Source organism: Flavobacterium sp. (assembly GCF_043773265.1).
Lineage (GTDB): Bacteria > Bacteroidota > Bacteroidia > Flavobacteriales > Flavobacteriaceae > Flavobacterium.
The window spans coordinates 1-21,740 of the sequence record NZ_JAYVFH010000112.1 but is presented as its reverse complement, the minus strand read 5'-3'; the positions used below and the strand labels follow the sequence as shown (position 1 = coordinate 21,740).

The following is a 21,740-nucleotide window of genomic DNA, read 5'->3' as shown; positions in this document are numbered from 1 at the left end:
ATGAGCGTAAAAATAATAACAGTTGCCAAGCAATTACCAGAATTTTCTAGAGAAACAGCCGAAATAATGCCTTTTCTTGATACTTGGTTGATAGGTCAAGACGATAGATTTGTTAGAAAAGTAAAGAAAATATTTGAAGGTGCCAATGTTGACAAGCGTTATTCAATAATGGATCCAATTGCCGTTTTTACCAAAACTTCATTTGAAGAAAGAAATAATATATATGTTAGAGAAGTTATAAAACTAGGCGAAAAAGTATTGAAAAATGCATTAGAAAAAGCCAATTGGAAACCAACCGATTTAGATTTCATTATTACTGTAAGTTGTACTGGAATTATGATTCCTTCGCTGGATGCTTATTTAATTAATAAATTGGGTTTACGTCAAGATATAATTCGATTACCTGTAACCGAAATGGGTTGCGTGGCTGGAATTTCTGGAATGATTTATGCCAAAAATTTCTTGCAAGCCAATCCTAATAAAAAAGCTGCAGTAATTGCTGTAGAAAGTCCAACAGCAACATTTCAATTAAATGATTTTTCAATGACAAATATTGTTAGTTCTGCTATATTTGGCGATGGTTCGGCTTGTGTTTTATTATCATGTTATGAAGAAGATATTGGTCCAAAAATTCTAGATGAATCTATGTATCATTTTTATGATAATGAAAACATGATGGGATTTGAAATGACCAATTCTGGATTGAAAATGGTTTTAGACATTGAAGTTCCAGAGACTATTGCCAACCATTTTCCGTTGTTTATTCATCCATTTTTAGAAAAAAACGGATTGACTATAAAAGATATTAAACATCTAATATTTCATCCTGGCGGAAAAAAAATTGTACAAACTGTAGAAGATTTATTTCTTCAAACAGGTCAAGATATTGAAGATACAAAAGAAGTTTTACGCTTGTACGGAAATATGTCAAGCGCAACAGTATTGTATGTTTTGGAACGTATTATGGATAAAAAACCAAAAGCTGGAGAAAAAGGTTTGTTATTAAGTTTTGGTCCAGGTTTTACAGCACAACGAATATTAATTGAATTTTAATTCGGCCTAAATTCTAACAAAATAAAATAAAATAAAACATAATAATTCGTGTAATTATAAACATATTAATTAGTGAAAATTTGTGAATTGAAAATCATCGAATACCTATTTAATATAAATTCAATGAGATAAATTCGTGTGAAATTTATAAAATGACAAAAGAAGAAATTATATCAAAATTACCTTATTCAAAACCGTTTCTTTTCGTAGATGAAATTATATCAGTTTCAGAAAATGGAGTAGAAGGAAGTTATACTTATAATGAAAATTTAGATTTTTATAAAGGTCATTTTATTAACAATCCTGTTACGCCAGGTGTTATTCTTACTGAAACTATGGCGCAAATTGGAGTTGTTTGTTTAGGAATTTATCTATTGGATTCTAATATTAATTCAGACACCAAAATTGCACTAACATCGTCAGAAGTTGAGTATTTAAAACCAGTTTTTCCTAATGAAAAAGTTTTAGTTATTTCGGAAAAAGTGTATTTTAGATTCGGAAAATTAAAATGCAAAATAAAAATGATTGACAACAATGGAGTAGAAGTGTGCCGCGGAACTATTGCAGGAATAATTATTTAAATCTAAACTTTGTCATTTCGACCTTTTGGGAGAAATCACATAATCTAAATCCATACAAAAGTGTTTATAATAAATATTTTAAAACTAAAATAGAAGCAATTTATAAAGATTGCTTCGTGCCTCGCGATGACTGAATGAAAAAAAGAGTTGTAATAACAGGATTAGGAATTGTAGCGCCAAATGGAGTTGGACTTGACGCGTTTACAAATGCCATAAAAAAAGGAATTTCAGGAATAAAACACGATTCAGAATTAGAACGGCTTCAATTTTCATGTCAAATATCTGGAACACCAGAAATTTCAGAAGAATTAAAACGTAATTATTTTACCGAATTAGAATTAAGAAATTTTAATTCAACTGGTATTTTATATGGTGTTATTGCAGGAATTGATGCCTGGAAAGATGCTGGATTATCAATTGAGAATAATGAAAATCCAGATTGGGATTCAGGAACAATTTTTGGAACTGGAACATCTGGAATAGAAAAATTTAGAGAAAGTATTTATAAAATTGATGCTTTTGAAACCCGAAAATTAGGAAGTACAGCAGTTGCACAAACTATGAACAGCGGAGTTAGTGCTTATCTTGGCGGAAAATTAGGTTTGGGAAATATAGTTACAACAAATTCTTCTGCTTGTACAACTGGCGCAGAAAGTATTTTATTAGCTTTTGACAGAATTCAATGTGGTAAAGCAAAACGAATTTTGGCAGGAAGTACTTCTGATTCTGGACCTTATATTTGGGGTGGATTTGATGCAATGAAAGTTTGCACTTTTAAACATAATAATTTGCCAGAAACTGGTTCAAGACCAATGAGTGCAAGTGCTTCTGGTTTTGTTCCAGGAAGTGGAAGCGGTGCATTTGTTATAGAAGATTTGGAAACTGCATTGGCAAGAAATGCTAAAATTTATTGTGAAATTCTTGGTGGAAATGTTAATTCTGGAGGACAACGAGGTTTGGGAACAATGACGGCACCAAATCCGATTGCGGTTAAGAAATGTATTACTGATGCTTTGCAAAATGCTGGTATTCAAGCTTATGAAATTGATACTATTAACGGACATTTAACTGCAACTTCAAAGGATAGTTTGGAGATTAAAAATTGGAGTGAAGCTTTGAATTTAAAAGGTATGGATTTTCCTGAAATAAACTCTCTAAAATCAATGGTTGGTCATTGTTTATCAGCTTCTGGAAGTATTGAAAGTGTTGCTACTGTATTGCAATTACATCATAATTTTATATTTCCAAACATAAATTGTGAAGATTTAAATCCAGAAATTACAGCTATTATAGATCAAAGCAAAATTACTAGAAAACTGATAGAAAAAGAATTAAATATTGTGGCCAAAGCTAGTTTTGGATTTGGTGATGTTAATGGATGTATTATCTTTAAAAAATATAAAGAAAAATAAAATAAAAATTATGACAAGAGAAGCAATTACCAATCAACTAAAAACAATTGTGGAGCCATTTGTAAATAATCAAAGTGCGTTTGAAAACATTACAGAAGATACTGATTTTATAAAAGATTTGCAGATTAATTCTGCCAATTTAGTCGATATTATATTAGATACAGAAGAAGCATTTGATATTGATATTGATAATCTGTCAATGGAAAAAATGATTAGTATTAAAGCTGCAATAGAAATTATCGAAACTAAATTATCCGAAAAATAATGATAGGAAATGATATAGTAGATTTGGCTTTGGCAAAAATTCAAAGTAACTGGAAAAGAGTAGGTTATCTTGATAAAATATTTACTGTTTCAGAAAAAAAACTTATTCAAAACTCTAAAAATCAAGAAATTACAGTATGGGAATTATGGAGTAGAAAAGAGGCAGTTTACAAAATTTATAATCGGTTAACAAATGAACGAGTGTTTAATCCATTGCAGATTGAATGTTTTGAAAATTCAATATTTAATAAAAATGAGTATGGAATTATTATTTGTAAAGAGAAAAAATATTATACAAGAACCCAAATAAATTATAATTATATTTACTCTGAAGCTGTTTGTAATATTGAAGATTTTTATAAAATTAAATCTATTTCAAAACCAAAAAACATTATAAAACATAACGGAATTCCAAGTTATTTGGATGAAATAAATTTTATTACAAAACCAATATCCATAACACATCACGGAAGATTTGAAAGAATTATTTCAATTTAATTTAATCCTAATCTAGATTTTAATTTCAAAAACAATAAAGCAATTGTAAAAGCATCATCAGCTGTAGAAATTCTTTCGGTTATTGGCATTTTGAAAATAGTACTTAATTCATCAAGAGAAAAATTTTTATCGTTTATATCCATCAGTTTTTTATACATAACTTCAATATCGATGGCTTCGTTTTTTAATCTTCCACATTCTAGTTTTTCTAAAACTTCATTAATCATTTCTACATCAAAGTTTATACGATGTCCAACAAGTGTAGCATTTTCTATATAATTTATAAAACTTTCAATTGCAACAGGTTGTGCTAATTTTGGCTGATTACTTTCTAATAAAAAATCATTTGTAATTCCGTTATCATGCAAATATTTATATTGCGGAATTGCTACTTCAAAAGTATCACTAATTAATATTGTATCATTAATAATTGCAATTGCACCAAAGGATAAAATAACATCTTTAGTCGGATTTAATCCAGTGGTTTCAACACTTAATGCTATATATCTATTAGATTTTTTTTCAAATCTTGATAAATACTGTTTCCAGAATTCAGGATATTCTTTATTTATATTTTTTAACCAGTCAAGCATATTTATGAAAATTGGGTAAGTTGAAATCTATCTTTTATCAATTCTTCTAAATCGCGCATTGGAGCAAGAGCATTTTTTAATTTTTCTTTATCAACTTTGTTCAATTCTTCTAAATTAATATATTGTCCAGAATTATCATTTTTTAAACCTTCTAAAGTTCTAAATTTTGAAAGCACTAAAAAAGCATCAGCACAATTTAAATATACTTCAGAAAACTTAGGGTCAACAATCGCCAATTGCTTAAATCTTAAATAAGTACTATTAATTCCTTTAATATTATTACTTAAAACTAATAATCTTGCCGAATCAATTAATGGCATCAAACAACGTGTTTTAATATCAAATTTTCCTTTATGTTCGCCTTCGTCTTCAAGATTAAATTTCTTAAAAAAGTTTATTGGAGTTGGTTTTTTAAGTGCATCATTTCCCAAATAATCATAGAATAGTACATTATTTTTAGCATTTTTAAAAATTGTTTCAGTAATAGCATCTTCTATTTTTTGTTCTCCAAAAGCTAATTCATAATCAAAGAAAACACTACTAATTTCGTTAGAATTTTCTCCTGGAGTATTCATCCAACTGTTGTATTGTTTTGTCCAGTCAGTCAATGACTTACACCACAACATATTGCTAGCCATATGGTTTTGTGGACAATAATAATAACCAACTTTTTCTAAAGTTGCTATTGCTTTTTTTGCTAATTTTATAAAATAATCTTTTACATCACGATATTTTTCTGCAGAAACATCTTCAAAAACCAATATACTATCTTGATCTGTAAGCAAAAGTTGTTCTTTTCTGCCTTGACTTCCAATGCTTAACCATGCAAATCGGGCTGGAGGTGAACCTAAATCTAAAATAGCTTGTTCAATTGCTCTTTTTATTATAGCAAGAGTAATTTCGCCAGCAATACTATAAATATGTGTAAGCGGAATATTTTTATTTAATGAAGATTGTATAATATCGGTTAATTTATCACGTACAAGTTTTAATTCTTTGGCTGATTGTGAACGTTTTATTTCTTTGAGCAAAATTCCAGGATTGTTTGCTTGTGCTACAACCAAATCATGCTCAGAAATTATTCCTTTTACTTCAGATTTATCTGTACCATCTTGAGTGACACAAAGATGAGTAAGGCCATGTTTTAACATAACCAGCTGTGCCTCAGCAACAGAAATATTTTCTGTTACAGTAACTACAGGCGAAGCCATTATTTTATCAATTGTATTGGAAGATGAAAAACGACCAGTTGCAACCTTAGATCTAAAATCTTTATCGGTAACAATTCCTATAGGATAACCTTGTTCGATAATCAATAAACTATCACTCATATTATCGGTGACTAATTGAGCTGCTTCTTTAATAATTGTGTCTGAAGAAATTTTTAGAGGTACTTTATTATAGCTTAAAGATTGAAAATATTGCATATCAGATTGATTGTCAGTATATCCAACATTATCTGAAATTAATACATTGTTTTTGCTGTCTAAACTGTTTTTGGTATTTACAGCAAAACTTTCTAATAAAAAGTTTAAAATTTCGGTGTTTTGAGTTACAAATGGTTTAAAAGTTGCAATTGGAATGGCATATATAATGCTTTCTTCACGAGCTTTGGCAGTCATTTGATAATTGTTTTTAGCAAAAAATGGACGCAAACCAAATATATCACCAGCATAACATTTATTCAATAATGTTTCTTCGGCATCAGAAATTACAGTTAAATGTATTACGCCAGATGCAACAACATAAAAACAATCATGAAGCGTATCATTTATTTGAAACAAAGATTTGTGCTTTTCTAAATTTATTACACGAATTGTAGTAGCAATTTTAATTAAATCGTCATAAGACAAGTAATTAAAAGGTTGATATTCTTTAAGAAAATCAGCTACACGTTGTGAAATAGCATTACTCATAGTTTATTGATGTTTTTATATAAATATATAAAATATTTTGAAATCCAATAAATAAAATGAATAAAGATTTAAATTAGTTATTTACAACAATCTTATAGTATTTTTTTAGTCGCAATATTTAATAGAGTAGTATGTTTAAAATAGGTTTTAGTTTAAATTCATATTATTATATAATATTTTAGATTAATTCTATTTTACATAATATAAATTATAGTTCAAATATATAACAATCAATAATCCTATAATTTCGGTGTTTTAGAGCTCTGACATTATCTTTATACGATATATTCGTCCTATAGCAATTGTAAGTTTCAAAGTGTAATCTTCAATTAACCAGGAACGATAATTTTTAGTAACGTTGCCAAGACAGATACAATATTGACGAATTCTATATTCAATATCATCTTTTAATTCTTTGGATAATTTTCTAGCATCAGATAAATCTTCGGTATTTTCAACACACATTATTGCATGTTGTTCTAAAGATTTTTCAAGAATAGTTTTTGCTTTTAAATTGTTTTTTACAGTAAATTTAAATTCTTCATGAACATCCATTGAAATATCAATTGATTTAGCAAACTTTTTTCGCAATTCCTCTGGCATTAGATATTTAAAGTTACTTTCTATATCAGCATCTTCACGAAGACTTTCTAAATAATATTCTGGTGATTTAAAAATGTGTTGCCAATCGACCGGATTATTCCATAAACCAAATCGTAAAGCATTGTTTCCTAAATCTATAACATTAAAATCATCTTTGTGTGGAAGTTTTCGAGAACCACGACCAATCATTTGAAAATATAAAGTTAATGACTTTGTTGCACGATTTAATATTATAGTTTCTACTGTTGGTTCATCAAATCCTGTGGTTAAAATTCCAACAGATGTTAAAATTGCATCTGGTGTTTTCTTGAACCAAGTCAAAATATCTTTTCGATCTTCTGTAGTTGTTGTATTATCGAGATGGCGAATATTATATCCAGCATGACGAAAACTTTCATAAACGTGCAATGATGTATTGATTCCGTTATTAAAAATCAAGGTTTTTTTTCCGAGTGATTTTTCGGTATAGGAATGCAATAATTTTTCTTGCATTACCATATTACTGTACAAATCATCTGACGATTTTACTGTATAATCGCCATTAATACCAACTTTTAATGATGTTAAACCAACATCATAACTATAGGTAATTGCTTTGGCAAGAAATCCTTTATCAATAAGATTTTGAATTGTATCGCCAACTATCAACTCACTATAGTTTTCATACATTGGTAACTTAATATTAGAACTCAATGGTGTAGCAGTAACTCCAAGAATAAAAGCATTATTAAACGCACTAAGCAACTTTCTAAATGAGTTGAAGTGAGCTTCGTCAATTATCACTAAACCAACATCTTGTATTTCTAATTTTTCGTCGTTTAATCTGTTTTTTAGAGTTTCAACCATTGCAACAAAACAGGAATATTCTTCTTGATCTGGCAATTCTTTTATAGCACTATTTATAACTTTATTTTTTACATCAAACGCTTTTAGCATTTTAGAAGTTTGCTTACAAAGTTCAATTCGATGTGTTAATACAACAACTTTTTTATTATGTTGTTCTAAATATCGTCTAGTTATTTCTGAAAAAATCACTGTTTTTCCGCCACCAGTTGGCAATTGATATAATAAATGATAGTTGTGAGGTGCGTTGTCTAGACGTTCAAAAATTTTGTCAATATCGCCTTTCTGGTAACCATAAAGTTCCTTCTTTTCTTCTATTTCGGCAAGAATATCTTTTTTTGACATGACAATTTTACAATTTTGCAAAACTACACCTAAAAAAGAGTTTCATCGCTATGTTTTTAATATTTTCTATAAAATTTAATAATCAAATCGCTCAACAATTGCATTGAATTGATATCTATTATTCCAATTCAGTTTTATAGATTGGTTTTTGATTGCCACTACTCTACTTTTAAAATCTTCAAGAATACCTTTTTCAATCATAAAACTTATTGCTTGTTCAAATGAGTTGAGCATACTTTTATAAAAAAGTTCTTGTTTAATTTCTTTTTCTGATGAGAGTAATTGAGCAATTTCAATATTATAAAGCATTAAATCTGCAATAATAAACGAATCAACACCAAGTGAAATAAAGTGTTTTATGAATTTTTGAGCAATAGAACGACGCATTTTTGGTTTTTTACCACGAATTGGATAATATTCATTAGAAATTTTGAGTTTAGCTTCTTTTACTAAATTTCTTTCATTTGGATTAAAAACAAAGTCATAATAAACTTTTACATCTTTAAACTTGTCATACAATTCAACCAATTGTTCTTCCAATTGTGTTTTATTTAACTCGGATACAAACTTTTTTAAATCTCTTTTACTCATATTTCAAAATTTGGGTATAGAATCTGAAAATAATTCAAATTAAAAACAAAAGTAATCCTCTTTGTAGTTTTAATGTTAATGTTATTACTTAATTTTGCGTTTTAAATAAAAAAATGAAATTTTATGTTAGATTTTTTTAAGAAGTTGGCTTTGGTTGAAGGAGTTTCTGCAATACTACTATTTTTCTTTGCCATGCCAATGAAATATATTTTTGACAATCCAATATTTGTAAAACATATAGGTATGGCTCATGGAATATTATTTACATTTTACATTATAACAGCAACTTTTTTGAAATTTAATGAAAAATGGGATTTTAAAAAATATTTAATAATTTGTTTGGCATCAATTCCTCCATTTGGCACCTTTTATATTGAAAAAAAATATTTGAGAAATGCATAATTTATTAGAAAAAACATTTGGATGGCTTTATCCATTGCTTCGAAAATTGAATTTTGGAGAAACACTTTCTTCATACATAAGCTTAGTTTTCAATATAATAATTTTGTGTTTTTTAGCATATTTCATATATGTTGTTTTTAGATTGATATTGGTTACTATTATGGCAATTGTAGCTAAAAAAACCAAAACAAATTTTGATGATTTATTGGTTTCCAATCAAACTGCCAAATATATTGCTCATTTAATTCCGTTTCTTTTTATATATAAATCAGTTCCAGTAATATTAGAAAGTTATGTTTATTGGGAATCTGTTTTTGGAAAAATGGTTGGTGTTTATATCATTTTGCTTTCGCTTTGGATAGTAAGAAGCATCTTGAAAGCCATTAGAGATTATTTAAAAGAACAACCTAAATATAGCGACAAGCCAATAGACAGTTATATTCAAGTAATTATGATTGTTCTTTGGATATTTGGTGTTGGAGTGATTATTTCTAAAATATTTGATATTGATAAAGGAACTTTACTAGGAACTCTAGGAGCAATTTCGGCAGTAATAATATTGATTTTTAGGGATACCATTCTTGGTTTTGTTGCAAGTGTTCAAGTTTCGCTAAATGATATGGTTAGAATTGGTGATTGGATAACATTTGATAAATATGGTGCAGATGGTGATGTAATCGAAATTAATCTAGCAACTGTAAAAGTTAGAAATTTCGACAATACTACAACTACAATTCCAACCTATAGTTTAATATCTGATTCTTTTAGAAACTGGCGCGGAATGTTAAATTCTGACGGAAGAAGAATTAAAAGACATCTTCTTATTAAAGCCAAAAGTATTAAATTTTTAAACGATGCTGAATTATTAAAAATGAAAGAAATTCAATTGGTTTCAGAATATATTGACAAGAAACAAACTGAAATTAATAATTATAATAAAACTTATAATATTGATAAGTCACTGGCTATCAATGGAAGAAACATGACAAATTTTGGATTGTTTAGAAAATATATTACAAAATATTTAGAGAATTATCCTGGAATAAATAAAAACATGATATTGCTTTGTCGTCAATTGCAACCAACTTCACATGGTATTCCATTAGAAATTTATGCGTTTACAAAAGATCAAAGATTTGAAGAATATGAATATGTAATGTCAGACATTTTTGACCATATTATTGCTTCTATTTCATTCTTTGATTTAGAAATTTACGAACTTCCAACAGATAAAAATAGTTTAGAATACTAATTATTTTTTTAATCTATCTTCTACATATTCAATTTTAGTTTTACCATGTGCTTGAGGTTTTCCGTCTAAACCTAAACTCACCATTGTAATTGTATCAATTGTTATAATTGTTTCTTTGGTCATCATGTTTCTAACTTCGCACATTAATGTTAACGATGTGTTTCCAAATTTTATAACATCAATACCTATTTCAATAATATCACCTTGCTTTGCCGAACTTCTAAAATTTATTTCCGACATGTGTTTAGTAACAATTCTTGGACTTTCTAATTGAATTATCGAATAAAGAGCAATTTCTTCATCAATCCATGCCAGTAATCTTCCTCCAAACAAAGTGCTGTTTGGGTTTAAATCTTCTGGTTTAACCCATTTTCTAGTATGAAATCTCATGCTTATTTAGTTTTTGATAGAGCAAAATTAATGATTTCATCGTGGTCAAAAGCTACTATTGGCAATTTATTTGTTGAAAACCACTTTGCATCTTTGGCGTCATCATTTGCAATTGCCTCAATATTATTTTTTACAAAACCAAGAAAAGCAATTGATACAACATGATTTCTTGGATCTCTTAATGGTTTTCCAAATGCTTTAAGTTGTTCTAATTTGGTAATTTTGATTCTAGTTTCTTCAAATAACTCTCTTATTGCAGCAACTTCTAAATCTTCATTTTCATTTACAAAACCTCCAGGTAATGCCCAAAAATCTTTAAAAGGTTCATTCTTTCTTTTAATTAAAAGTAACTCAATATTTAAGTGATTTTTTTTTAAGACCACTATATCAACTGTCAGAAAATATTTGAAATTCTCATAAATAGTGTTTTTTATGTAAATATAAATCTACAAAATAGTATTAATAACCCAAAAAGTTGTTAATTAATTACAAAAGATTATATTTGCAATTCGCAAAATTGAATAACTAAACAAAATTATGAAAAAAATTACTTTATTGCTTTTAATTTTTATAACATCGAATATTATAAATGCGCAAGAAAAAGATAATATTAAATCAACTTCAGAAAGAAATAATAATTGGATAATTGAAGCATCTATTGGAAATATTAAAGGTGTAAAACCTTATTCTCCTGGTTATTTTTCTAACAAATCTAATAGTTATTTTGGAAGCATAAGACCAAATAGTTTTTCAATTGGTGGACGTTATATTGTAGGTGATATATTTAGTGTAAAAGGAAGTTTAGGTTATGATATAATTGGTAACACAAATAATCGTTCTTTACAAAACAACCTTCCAAGTTTACCTTTCAAAATGATTCAATACAATCTTCAGGTTCAAGGTTATGCTAATGGTGCAAAATTATTTGGTATTACAGAACAGTTAAAACGTTGGAATTTCCTTTTTCATGGAGGAATTCAAGTTGTAGATATGATTTCTAAAACTAAAAACATTGTAGAACATGATCATAATTATAACGAGTCAGAATTTAATGGTGGTTTAATTTTTGGTGTTACTCCAGAATATAGAATTTCAAAAAGAACAGCAATTCAACTTGATGTTACTACAATTCATAACTACAGACAACATTTTAATTGGGATGGAGCTTATAGTGACAACTCTGAAAATTTATCAGGAAGCACAGTGTCTTTAAATTTAGGTTTGAGTTTCTCACTTGATAAAGATAGAATTCATGCTGATTGGGATTTTAAACCAAAAAAAGAACAACTAGAAATTGCTGCTCTTGAAAAAAGAGTTGGTGATATGGAAAATCAATTGAATGATACAGATAAAGATGGAGTTGCTGATTATTTAGATCAAGAAAACAATTCGGTTGCAGGTGTTGCTGTTGATACAAGAGGTAAAATGGTTGATGGAAACAGAAATGGTGTGCCAGATGAATTAGAAAGATATGTAAATAATACTAATAAAGAAACTTCAGAAAAATCTAATGGTGATATTGTAAAACGTTTAGTAAATGAAGGATATGTTTGTGCTTATTTTGACTTTTCTAAATCGCAACCAACAAATGCTTCAACTGAAGGTTTAGATTTTATAAGAATGTATCTTAAAAATAATCCAACAGCAACAGTAGAAATTTATGGTAATGCAGACGAAATTGGAGCTAGTGCAAGCAATGATGCTTTATCTAAAGCTCGTGCGCTTGCTGTAAAACAAATATTAATTAAATCTGGAGTATCGGCTTCAAGATTAATTATAATTCCTCAAGGTGAAGACGCATCTGTTAATAAAGATTCTGAAGGAGCAAGAAAACTTGTTAGAAGAGTTACTTTTAAAATTAAAGACTAATTAACAAATTGTTCTTAATAAATATATATCAACCTCTGTTTTTTAACAGAGGTTTTTTTATAACTTTAAATAAAAAAAATATGGAACCAAGAGATATATTATTATTAGAGTTACGAGGTGAAACAATTGGAACTATAACTGAACAATCATCATCCGAAGAAAAATTTCAAAATAGAACACTAAGACCAATATTAAAACTTCAAAACGATTTATTTGTAGCTGTATTTATTAATTATGCTGTAAAACAAAAAAATATTTTTTTTACACTTTCACCAGAAAAGAAATTGGGCTATATTGAAAATACGATTCAAAGAGATATAAAATTTAGAAACTCATTGAAAGGAATGATAATAGCATTGTTTACTATAAACGAATATCATGAATATATAAAAAATTCATCAAACCTTAATAAAAGAATGATGAATATGTTAATTGAAAGATTAAAAAACAATATTCTTTTAATGGAAAATGTTGCTTTATAATTTTTTGAGAAACTTATAAATTTCCTTCCAACTTGTTGTTTGCAAAGCAATATAATTATCTAATTCTTCTCGTTTAGAATTTATTTCACTTGCACCGAGTTTTTCGTCATTGTCTATAAAAATACCTTTTGCTCCAAGATTTTTGGCAAGCTCAACATCAGTCAATCTGTCGCCAATCATAAACGAATTTGCTAAATCATATTCAGAATTGTTTATATATTCTGTTAACATAGCAGTTCCAGGTTTTCTAGTTGGAGCATTTTGATAAGGAAATGTTTTATCAATAAAAACTTTATTAAAAACAATTCCTTCATTTTCAAACGCCTTCATAATTTTATTATGAATTGGCCAAAAAACAGTTTCAGGTAAAATTTCTGTTCCCAAACCGTCTTGATTTGTAACCATAACTAATTCAAAATTTAATTTTCTAGCAATTTTACCCAAATATCTAAATACTTCAGGATAATATTCTAATTCTTCAAAGGTGTTTAAAGTATAATCTGGTGCGTTTGCTTCGTTAACTATCGTTCCGTCACGATCTATAAATAGAATTTTTTTCATTTATTATAAAATTTAATCTTCTACTTCTTCAACGTTTTCAAGATGTTCTTCTGCATTAAGAGTGTCTGTAATTGCATTTTTTCTAATTTCTGTATGACGAATTTCGCCACCAGAAGTTCCTGTTTGTTGTGCAAGAAAAACCGCTACCATTGCAATTGTTAATGCAATAAATGAAACTAACTTTGCATTAAATTTATTTTTAGTATTTGAATACAAACCAGCAATAGATACAAAACCTAAAAGATACAAAGAAAGAGCCAGTTTTTCAGCAACTTCTTCATGTTCATGAATAATTTTTTTTCCAATATTAGGCATATCTTCTACCAATTCCTCTGCACCTTCACCTGTATTCATACTAGCAAAAGCAAAAATTGCAGAAACAATAAATAAACAATATGCAACATTCTTGATGGTGTTGTTTTTTAAAACCAATCCAGCAAATAAAATTCCTAATCCTAGTAGTGTTCCAATAATTGGAAAATGGTTTACAACCATGTGAAGATGAGCGTCGTTCATTTTTTATATTTTAAAATTAAAACTATTTATTTGGAATTTTTATATACAATTTTTTATAAAATTAATTAAATTTTAAAGTAAACCATTATATTTTCTAATAAACCATTCGGCTGAGAGAAAAATTGCAATTAAAACTAATAACCAATACCAATCAATTATTGGCGTTTTTTTGACAATGTTTTTTTGAATGGCTTTGTAGTTTTCGTTTTCAAGTAATGATTTTATTAAATTATCTACTTGGTTTGGAACAAATGCAGTTCCATTAGTTTGTGATGCTAATTGTTTTAATTTAGACAAATCTGGGTTTACAAATTGCTTTTCTATATCAAAATCTAAAATTTCAAACGAACTTGAATAAGAAGCATTTGAATTTAACTCTTTTACTGTAAACGAATATTGTCCGGCTGAAAGTCCATCAAGATTAACCTTAAAACTATTTGTTGCTCTCAATAAATCATAACGTTTTACTTGCTTTGTTTTAATATTTGTAACTGCAATAGTCAACCTTGCTTTTTCGTCTAGTTCATAATTTTTATTGAAATATTGTGCTGTTATTTCTAATGCATCACCTGAATTATAAAATTGCTCATGATTTACTATTAAAGATTTTTTAGAATCATTAGAAGCCAAAAACTGAATTGTTTTATCTATAAAAACATCAAATTCATCAAATGATTTTTTATCAACATAACTTTGTGCACGCCATTTCCAGATATTTTCTCCTAATAAATAAGCATTTCTTTTTCCTTGATTATCAGAAAATGCTAATAAAGGAAAATTGGTTTCTACATTTCTAATACTTGAAGAAAGTAAAACAGAAACATTTTCCTTAGCAGTAATTGTTCCATAAGAATTTTCTAAAGGCGGAAAATTTTCAAAGCCAATATTATCTGTTGCAAAAAGGTTAAAATCTGATAAGAAATTAGCTAAATAATCTTCTTTTTGAGAAGACATTTTAAAATCAATTTGCTCTTGTTGCTGGTTTAAAAATCCAAAGTTGGTATTATTTCCAGTAACAATCCAAGTGTTAATTTTTAGATTTTTGTTTGCATCAAATACTTGTTTAAAATCTGTTGTTGGCTGATATAAAACTAAAACATTATACTTGCTTAACTCACTAACTTGATTAGGTTTAAGTATAGTTACTTTACGTTGTGCATTAGTTTCAATACTTCGTTTTATTGCTCCAATATCTGGATGGTTTATTACTGAAATTAAAGCAACTTCCGATTTTTGATCTATAATTTGAACTGCAAATTTCTTAGAATTATTATAGGTGTTTTTTTCTATTTCTGAAGAAGAAATTTTAGCCGTATAAATTTGTAAACCGGTTTTATCTGCTGGCAATAAAACATTTAAAACTGCTGATTTATTTGATGGTGAAAACGAAATGCTTTGTTTATTTAAAATAGTATTTCCTTGCGAAATTGAAAAATTTGCGGTTACAGATTTAGTACCAGAATATTGCATAAATACTTCTACAGGAAATTTATTTTTGTGAAAAGCATATTTATTTACATTAATTTGATTAATTTTTAAATCTAAATAAGTAGTTGTATCGCCAACAACCATTGGGTATACTTTATTATTATGATTAAATTGAAAAATATAATCTGCGCCAGAAGTTTGATTTCCATCAGTAATTAAAACTGTTGGAAATGTTAGATTTTTATTGATGCTTTTTATGTTTTTTGAAACTTCATCAATATTAGTTTGTGTTCCTTTAAAATCAATTTCATCTGAATTTTCTATAGATTGAAATTCAGAATCAAATTTATAGGATTGAATATCAAATTTATTTTTTAATTCAGAATTAGAAGCCAATTTTTCATAAACTTCTTTAGCAGAAGTATTGGCTTTCAAATCAACAATCGAACTTGAATTATCAATTACAATTGGCAAAGGTGTTTTTATTGTTTCAAGCGTGCTTCTACTAACAATTGGATTTATTAATAAAAGTAATAATCCAAAAATAGATAGAAATCTTAATACCGATAATAATTTATTTATTCTTGATTTACTTTTACTTTTATAAAAATATTGAAAAAATGAAATTCCTGCAGCTATAAAAACTGATAATATTAGAAGTAAAATTGTAGATGTATTCATTTATTGTGTTCAGCATTCAGTTTTCAGTATTTAGTAATTGTAAACTTAATACTGAGCACTGCAAACTTTCTTAGGTTAACATTCCGCCATCAACATTCATAACTTGTCCTGTAACATAAGCACTCATATCTGAAGCAAAGAAAAGACACGCATTGGCAACATCTTCTGGAGTTCCGCCACGTTTTAACGGAATTGAATCTCTCCAACCTTGTACTACATCTTCATTTAGTTTTGCAGTCATTTCTGTTTCAATAAAACCTGGAGCAATTGCGTTGCAACGAATATTTCTTGAACCCAATTCAAGCGCAACCGATTTTGTAAAACCAATCATGCCAGCTTTAGATGCTGCATAATTAGTTTGTCCAGCATTACCTTTCACTCCTACTACACTACTCATATTTATAATAGAACCTTTTCGGTTTTTCAACATGGTTTTTTGAACCGCTTTGGTCATATTGAAAACCGATTTTAAGTTAATTTCGATTACTTTGTCAAAATCTTCTTCGCTCATACGCATCAACAAATTATCCTTGGTAATACCTGCATTGTTTATTAAAATATCAATGTTTCCAAACTCTACAAGTACATCATCTATTAATTTTTGAGCTTCATTAAAGCTGGCTGCATTACTTTGATATCCTTTAGATTTAATTCCCAAAGCATTTAATTCTGTTTCTAATGCCAATGCAGATTCGGCAGATGAACTGTAGGTAAAAGCTACATTTGCTCCGTGTTGTGCGAAAACTTTAGCAATTCCGCTTCCAATTCCGCGACTTGCTCCTGTAATTATTGCTACTTTTCCTTCAAGTAATTTCATATTTAAAAAATTGTATTATGTTTGAATTTTAAAAGCCAAATATAGCACTATTTTAATATTGAAAAAAATTAGATTTCAATTAAACCTTTAATACTATTTTTAGTCCTATTCAATTAAAAACAAAATCATAGAAATGATAAAAAATTTATTTTTTTGCATACTATTTAGTCTAAGTGTTGTTTTTGCCTTTGCCCAAAAAGAAAAAGATTCTTTGTATTTAAAATTAAATATAAAGTTTGGAACTATTCGGTTAGAATTAAACAAAAATAATATTTCAAAAAACCACGATACTTTACAAATTAGTTTGTTAAAGTTTTACTTATCAGGAATCGAAATAGAATACAATAATAAAACTACATTTATACAAAAAAACAGTTATCATTTAGTTGATATTGAAAACCCAAATTCATTGCAAATACCAATTTGTAAAAAAAATGACAAAACTATTTCTAAAATCAAATTCAATATTGGAATTGACAGTACAGCAAGTGTTTCTGGAGCATTAGCTGGCGATTTAGATTTGCAAAACGGAATGTATTGGGCTTGGCAAAGTGGTTATATTAATATGAAAATTGAAGGAAAAAGTAGTAACTGTAAAACAAGAAAGAGCGAATTTCAATTTCATATTGGTGGTTATTCACAGCCGAATTATGCAATGAAAATTGTTGAAATTCCAATTGAAAAATTACAAATTCCAAATAATGAAATTAAAGTAATTATGGATTTAGGAAAATTATTTTCAGCTATAAATTTGAAAGAAGTTAATTCCATTATGATTCCTGGAAAAGAAGCTATGAAAATTGCCGATTTAAGTGCCAAAATATTTTCTGTAGAATGAGTAAAATTCGATTATTTGTAGGTTTTTTAATTTTAATTTTTGCTGTATTGGGATTTACCAATTTGAGCTTCACTCCTATTTATTTTGACATTCCAGAAGGATTTCCAAAACCTGTTTATGATTTCAAAAATAATCCGTTAACAGAAGAAGGATTTCAATTGGGTAGAAATTTATTTTATGATCCAATTTTATCTAAAGACAATACAATTTCTTGTGCTAGTTGTCATTTGCAACAAACAGGTTTTGCTCATGTTGACCACGATTTAAGTCACGGTATTAATGGCAAAATTGGAACTCGAAATGCGCTAACATTACAAAACTTAGCATGGTCTAAAAATTTTATGTGGGATGGCGGAGTAAATCATCTTGATGTTCAAGCAATTGCTCCAATTACTAGTGACGTTGAAATGAATGAATCATTAGAAAACGTAGTTGCCAAACTTCAAAAAAGTAAAAAATATCAAGATTTATTTGAAAAAGCATTTGATACAAAAAAAATTACTGGACAACTGACTTTAAAAGCAATTTCGCAATTTGTTGTTATGTTAAAAACATCCAATTCTAAATATGATAAAGTACTTCGAAGTGAAGAAAAATTTTCTGAAATAGAAGAAAAAGGGTATAATTTATTCAAAATCAATTGTGCTACTTGCCATACAGAACCATTGCTTACCAATAATTCTTTTGAAAACAATGGTCTATCGGTTGATGCAATTTTAAATGATTATGGAAGAATGAAAATCACTCAAAACCCAAAAGATTCCTTAAAGTTTAAAGTGCCAACGTTACGAAACATTGAATTCACTTTTCCGTATATGCACGATGGAAGATTTAAAACTTTGAACGAAGTTGTCAAACATTACAATTCGGGAATTCAAAAAAGTAAAACATTATCCAAACAATTAGAAAAACCAATGAATTTATCTGATAATGAAAGGACAGAGTTAGTTGCGTTTTTAAAAACCTTGACTGATAAAGAATTTCTATTTGAAAAACGATTTTCTTATCCTAAAGAAATTAATTAAAAAAATACATTAATAAAATATTATATTCGTCTAATAAATAAATCCAAATCATGAAATTAATAATTACAATTATAACTTTTTTTGTTACAATTAGCATCAATTCTCAAACCAATCCAGCCATAACAAGTTGGTTACAAAACACAACAGGAATAACTGGTCGTCATTATCTTGCAGGAAATTCAACACCAATAAATGATGCTGTACAAGCCAATGTTCAAACAGTTCAATACAATGCAACTTATTCTTATGTTTCTGCAACTGGAATTCCTGCATATATAACTGGACCATTTCAAGATGGAAATCCATCATTAGCAACGGCACAAAATAAAATTTTTAGATTTTTATTAACTCCAACTCAAAATACAGGAACTGCAACAGCAACAACTGGAGGAAATATTGGTGTTTTTAAAAATGGTGTAGCTTTATTTGATTATCGTGATGGTGTTGCTTGGAATAATTCAACTAGTTCTCTTTGTGGTGGACCAGGAAACCCAATGTGTCCTGGTGGTCCAGGTGCAACTCAAGCTTGGAATAGAGATGCAATACCAGCTGAGAAAGCAGGATTTGATTGTGCCAAAGCGCATCCAGCAATGGGAAATTATCATCATCACCAAAATCCGAGTGCTTTTAATTTAGATTTAAATGTAATATCAAATGTTTGTGATTTATATCCAGCAGATGGTTTGTATGTAATTAATTCATCTGTTCATTCTCCTTTACTAGGTTTTGCTTATGATGGATTTCCAATTTATGGTGCATATGGTTATACTAATACAAATGGAACAGGAGCAATTACAAGAATAAAATCAAGTTATCAATTACGCACAAATACAACAAGAACTAATGGTCCGAATATTAATCAAGTTGTTGGTACTCAAACTTTTTTTAACGGATATTTTAGAGAAGACTACGAATATATTTCTCATGCTGGAGATCCAACTTATTTAGATATTCATAATGGTCGTTTTTGTATAACACCAGAATATCCAGCAGGAATTTATTGCTATTTTACAACTGTAGACGCCAATCATAACTCTGCTTATCCTTATGTTGTTGGTCCAACATTTTATGGAAATGTTACTGCCACAACTGTTACAACTGTTCCAACAGGAACTACAACTTATTTGGCAAATGAAACTTTTAATTTTGATAAAGCCAAAGTTGTAATTTCTCCAAATCCAACATCAGAATTTATTGCTATTCAATCAGAATTTGTAGAAAATGATTTAAAAGTTGAATTAATAAATGAAATTGGACAAGTAGTAAAAACCAGTAAAATTTTACAAGGAAGTACATTGAGTATTATTGAAACAGATGCCATTTATGATGGAATTTATTATGTGAAAATTTCTAATGGCAATCAAAGTAAAAGTTATAAAGTAATTATTAAAAAATAATTTTAATGAAAAAAACATATCTATTATTTTTTATTTTTGCAACAATTCAAGTTAATTCTCAAACTGTTGGTCTTCAACAACACAGCATAGGAACTCTTGATGATGGATATGTTTTGTTTGCTCCCATTCAAAGTACAAATACTTATTTAATTGATAAATGTGGCAAACAAGTAAAAACTTGGGCAAGTACATATAAACCAGGACAATCTTGTTATATTTTGCCAGATGGAACATTGCTTAAATCTGGAAATACTAACAATACTACTTTTAATGCTGGTGGAAAAGGTGGAATTATTCAGAAAATTGATTGGAACGGAAATATAACTTGGAATTATACAATTTCAAATACTTTAGAATGTCAACATCATGATATTAAAGCAATGCCAAACGGAAATGTATTGGCTATAGTTTGGGAATCTAAAACTAATATAGAAGCTATTGCACAAGGAAGAAATCCATCCTTAACCACATCAACAGTTTGGAGTGAAAAAATTATAGAAATTCAACAAACTGGATTAACAACTGGAACAATTGTTTGGGAATGGCATTTATGGGATCATTTGGTTCAAGAATTTGATTCTACAAAATCTAACTTTGGTGTTGTAAGTACCAATCCTCAACTTTTGAATCTTAATTATAAAGCAAGTGCTAATGCTACTACTGGTCAAGATTGGATTCATATGAATTCTATTGATTATAATGAAAGTTTGAATCAAATAATACTGAGTTCACATTCTTTTGATGAAGTTTGGATAATTGATCATAGTACAACAACAGCTCAAGCAGCAAGCCATTCTGGAGGAAATTCTAGCAAAGGAGGCGATTTATTGTATCGTTGGGGAAATCCACAAGCTTATAATAATGGTTCGGTTTCTAACCAGAAATTATTTGGTCAACATAATGCTAATTGGATAAAAAGTGGTTTACCGTTTGAAAACCATATTATGATATTCAATAATGGAAATGGACGAACTGGTGGAAATTATACAACTGTAGAAATTATTAATCCACCTATAAATGGATTTAATTATACACAAACATTGCCTTATTTACCTGCAACAACTGCTTGGATGTACAATGCTGGAAATCCAAACGGAATTTATGCTCAAAATATTTCGGGAGCACAACAATTATCAAATGGAAATGTATTGCTATGTGAAGGTCCAACTGGAACTTTTAGAGAAGTAAACTCAGCTGGAACAACACTTTGGAAATATATTAATCCAGTAAACGCGTCAATTATTGCTCAAAATGCTACTCCAACTCAAAATTTAGTATTTAGATGTAGTTTTTATCCAAGTAATTATAATGGTTTTACTGGACATACTTTAGCTGCAGGAACTACTATTGAAAATTTAAATACTGTTTCAGCTTCTTGTAATT

22 protein-coding genes and 1 pseudogene are annotated in these 21,740 nt (G+C 28.3%); 13 read left to right on the top strand and 10 right to left on the bottom strand.

Going from position 1 to position 21,740, the window contains the following annotated elements; translation table 11 throughout:
- The 5 genes from ACH2BO_RS05970 to ACH2BO_RS05950 all read left to right on the top strand — a co-directional run bounded on the left by ACH2BO_RS05970 (nucleotide 1) and on the right by ACH2BO_RS05950 (nucleotide 3,808).
- Complete coding sequence (locus ACH2BO_RS05970; RefSeq protein ID WP_395043841.1) at nucleotides 1-1,053, top strand: type III polyketide synthase; 1,053 nt, start codon at nucleotides 1-3, stop codon at nucleotides 1,051-1,053.
- A 152-nt stretch (nucleotides 1,054-1,205) separates the two neighbouring features.
- The gene (locus ACH2BO_RS05965; protein ID WP_395043839.1) at nucleotides 1,206-1,634 is read left to right on the top strand and encodes a 3-hydroxyacyl-ACP dehydratase FabZ family protein; all 429 of its coding nucleotides are present in this window, start codon (nucleotides 1,206-1,208) and stop codon (nucleotides 1,632-1,634) included.
- Nucleotides 1,635-1,768: 134 nt separating this feature from the next.
- Nucleotides 1,769-3,046 carry a beta-ketoacyl-[acyl-carrier-protein] synthase family protein gene (locus ACH2BO_RS05960; RefSeq protein ID WP_395043838.1) on the top strand — a complete coding sequence of 426 codons (1,278 nt, stop codon included), beginning with the start codon at nucleotides 1,769-1,771 and terminating at the stop codon, nucleotides 3,044-3,046.
- Nucleotides 3,047-3,056: 10 nt separating this feature from the next.
- The gene (locus tag ACH2BO_RS05955) at nucleotides 3,057-3,311 is read left to right on the top strand and encodes an acyl carrier protein (RefSeq protein ID WP_395043837.1); all 255 of its coding nucleotides are present in this window, start codon (nucleotides 3,057-3,059) and stop codon (nucleotides 3,309-3,311) included.
- On the top strand, nucleotides 3,311-3,808 hold the full coding sequence (locus ACH2BO_RS05950; protein ID WP_395043836.1) for a 4'-phosphopantetheinyl transferase superfamily protein: 498 nt from the start codon (nucleotides 3,311-3,313) through the stop codon (nucleotides 3,806-3,808). Before ACH2BO_RS05955 ends, ACH2BO_RS05950 begins: the two co-directional genes overlap by 1 nt.
- Here the strand turns inward: ACH2BO_RS05950 and ACH2BO_RS05945 are convergent.
- The 4 genes from ACH2BO_RS05945 to ACH2BO_RS05930 form a co-directional block, all read right to left on the bottom strand.
- Nucleotides 3,805-4,401, bottom strand: a complete 597-nt coding sequence (locus ACH2BO_RS05945) for a PolC-type DNA polymerase III (protein WP_395043835.1) — start codon at nucleotides 4,399-4,401, stop codon at nucleotides 3,805-3,807. The genes ACH2BO_RS05950 and ACH2BO_RS05945 overlap by 4 nt on opposite strands.
- 2 nt (nucleotides 4,402-4,403) lie before the next feature.
- On the bottom strand, nucleotides 4,404-6,317 hold the full coding sequence (locus tag ACH2BO_RS05940; protein ID WP_395043834.1) for a DUF294 nucleotidyltransferase-like domain-containing protein: 1,914 nt from the start codon (nucleotides 6,315-6,317) through the stop codon (nucleotides 4,404-4,406).
- A gap of 255 nt (nucleotides 6,318-6,572) precedes the next feature.
- Nucleotides 6,573-8,108: a DEAD/DEAH box helicase gene (locus ACH2BO_RS05935; protein ID WP_395043833.1), complete on the bottom strand. Its 1,536-nt coding sequence runs from the start codon at nucleotides 8,106-8,108 to the stop codon at nucleotides 6,573-6,575.
- 75 nt (nucleotides 8,109-8,183) lie between these two features.
- Nucleotides 8,184-8,699: a DUF6155 family protein gene (locus ACH2BO_RS05930; RefSeq protein WP_395043832.1), complete on the bottom strand. Its 516-nt coding sequence runs from the start codon at nucleotides 8,697-8,699 to the stop codon at nucleotides 8,184-8,186.
- 123 nt (nucleotides 8,700-8,822) lie between these two features.
- Here ACH2BO_RS05930 and ACH2BO_RS05925 point away from each other — a divergent pair, with 123 nt between their 5' ends.
- Both ACH2BO_RS05925 and ACH2BO_RS05920 read left to right on the top strand, forming a co-directional pair.
- Nucleotides 8,823-9,101: a DUF3817 domain-containing protein gene (locus ACH2BO_RS05925; RefSeq protein ID WP_395043831.1), complete on the top strand. Its 279-nt coding sequence runs from the start codon at nucleotides 8,823-8,825 to the stop codon at nucleotides 9,099-9,101.
- Complete coding sequence (locus ACH2BO_RS05920; protein WP_395043830.1) at nucleotides 9,094-10,353, top strand: mechanosensitive ion channel family protein; 1,260 nt, start codon at nucleotides 9,094-9,096, stop codon at nucleotides 10,351-10,353. The genes ACH2BO_RS05925 and ACH2BO_RS05920 overlap by 8 nt, the downstream gene beginning before the upstream one ends.
- Here ACH2BO_RS05920 and ACH2BO_RS05915 read toward each other — a convergent pair whose 3' ends face one another.
- A complete protein-coding gene (locus ACH2BO_RS05915) occupies nucleotides 10,354-10,743 on the bottom strand; it encodes an acyl-CoA thioesterase (protein WP_395043829.1) in 390 nt (129 codons plus the stop codon).
- A 2-nt stretch (nucleotides 10,744-10,745) separates the two neighbouring features.
- A complete protein-coding gene (locus tag ACH2BO_RS05910; protein ID WP_395043850.1) occupies nucleotides 10,746-11,141 on the bottom strand; it encodes an NUDIX domain-containing protein in 396 nt (131 codons plus the stop codon).
- Nucleotides 11,142-11,280: 139 nt separating this feature from the next.
- On the opposite strand from ACH2BO_RS05910, the gene ACH2BO_RS05905 reads away from it, so the two are divergent.
- Together ACH2BO_RS05905 and ACH2BO_RS05900 are read left to right on the top strand one after the other, a co-directional pair.
- Nucleotides 11,281-12,612, top strand: a complete 1,332-nt coding sequence (locus ACH2BO_RS05905) for an OmpA family protein (RefSeq protein ID WP_395043828.1) — start codon at nucleotides 11,281-11,283, stop codon at nucleotides 12,610-12,612.
- Between the two features lie 80 nt (nucleotides 12,613-12,692).
- Complete coding sequence (locus ACH2BO_RS05900) at nucleotides 12,693-13,094, top strand: glyoxalase (RefSeq protein ID WP_395043827.1); 402 nt, start codon at nucleotides 12,693-12,695, stop codon at nucleotides 13,092-13,094.
- A gap of 3 nt (nucleotides 13,095-13,097) precedes the next feature.
- On the opposite strand, the pseudogene hisB reads toward ACH2BO_RS05900, so the two are convergent.
- From hisB to fabG, 4 genes and pseudogenes are all read right to left on the bottom strand, one after another.
- Nucleotides 13,098-13,655: pseudogene (gene hisB, locus ACH2BO_RS05895) on the bottom strand (histidinol-phosphatase); the annotation flags it as partial.
- A 12-nt stretch (nucleotides 13,656-13,667) separates the two neighbouring features.
- The gene (locus ACH2BO_RS05890; RefSeq protein WP_395043826.1) at nucleotides 13,668-14,171 is read right to left on the bottom strand and encodes a hypothetical protein; all 504 of its coding nucleotides are present in this window, start codon (nucleotides 14,169-14,171) and stop codon (nucleotides 13,668-13,670) included.
- Between the two features lie 72 nt (nucleotides 14,172-14,243).
- Nucleotides 14,244-16,280 (bottom strand): hypothetical protein, encoded by a 2,037-nt coding sequence (locus tag ACH2BO_RS05885; RefSeq protein WP_395043825.1) that lies wholly within the window; start codon nucleotides 16,278-16,280, stop codon nucleotides 14,244-14,246.
- Nucleotides 16,281-16,350: 70 nt separating this feature from the next.
- Complete coding sequence (gene fabG / locus ACH2BO_RS05880; protein WP_395043824.1) at nucleotides 16,351-17,097, bottom strand: 3-oxoacyl-[acyl-carrier-protein] reductase; 747 nt, start codon at nucleotides 17,095-17,097, stop codon at nucleotides 16,351-16,353.
- A gap of 133 nt (nucleotides 17,098-17,230) precedes the next feature.
- Between fabG and ACH2BO_RS05875 the strand changes: the two genes are divergently transcribed.
- From ACH2BO_RS05875 to ACH2BO_RS05860, 4 genes are all read left to right on the top strand, one after another.
- A complete protein-coding gene (locus ACH2BO_RS05875) occupies nucleotides 17,231-17,935 on the top strand; it encodes an MbnP family protein (protein ID WP_395043823.1) in 705 nt (234 codons plus the stop codon).
- Entirely contained in the window at nucleotides 17,932-18,960 is a 1,029-nt protein-coding gene (locus ACH2BO_RS05870) for a cytochrome-c peroxidase (protein WP_395043822.1), read from the top strand. Before ACH2BO_RS05875 ends, ACH2BO_RS05870 begins: the two co-directional genes overlap by 4 nt.
- 50 nt (nucleotides 18,961-19,010) lie before the next feature.
- Nucleotides 19,011-20,357 carry a YHYH protein gene (locus ACH2BO_RS05865; RefSeq protein WP_395043821.1) on the top strand — a complete coding sequence of 449 codons (1,347 nt, stop codon included), beginning with the start codon at nucleotides 19,011-19,013 and terminating at the stop codon, nucleotides 20,355-20,357.
- Nucleotides 20,358-20,362: 5 nt separating this feature from the next.
- Nucleotides 20,363-21,740: aryl-sulfate sulfotransferase (locus ACH2BO_RS05860; protein WP_395043820.1), on the top strand; the 1,378-nt coding region annotated here is incomplete at its 3' end.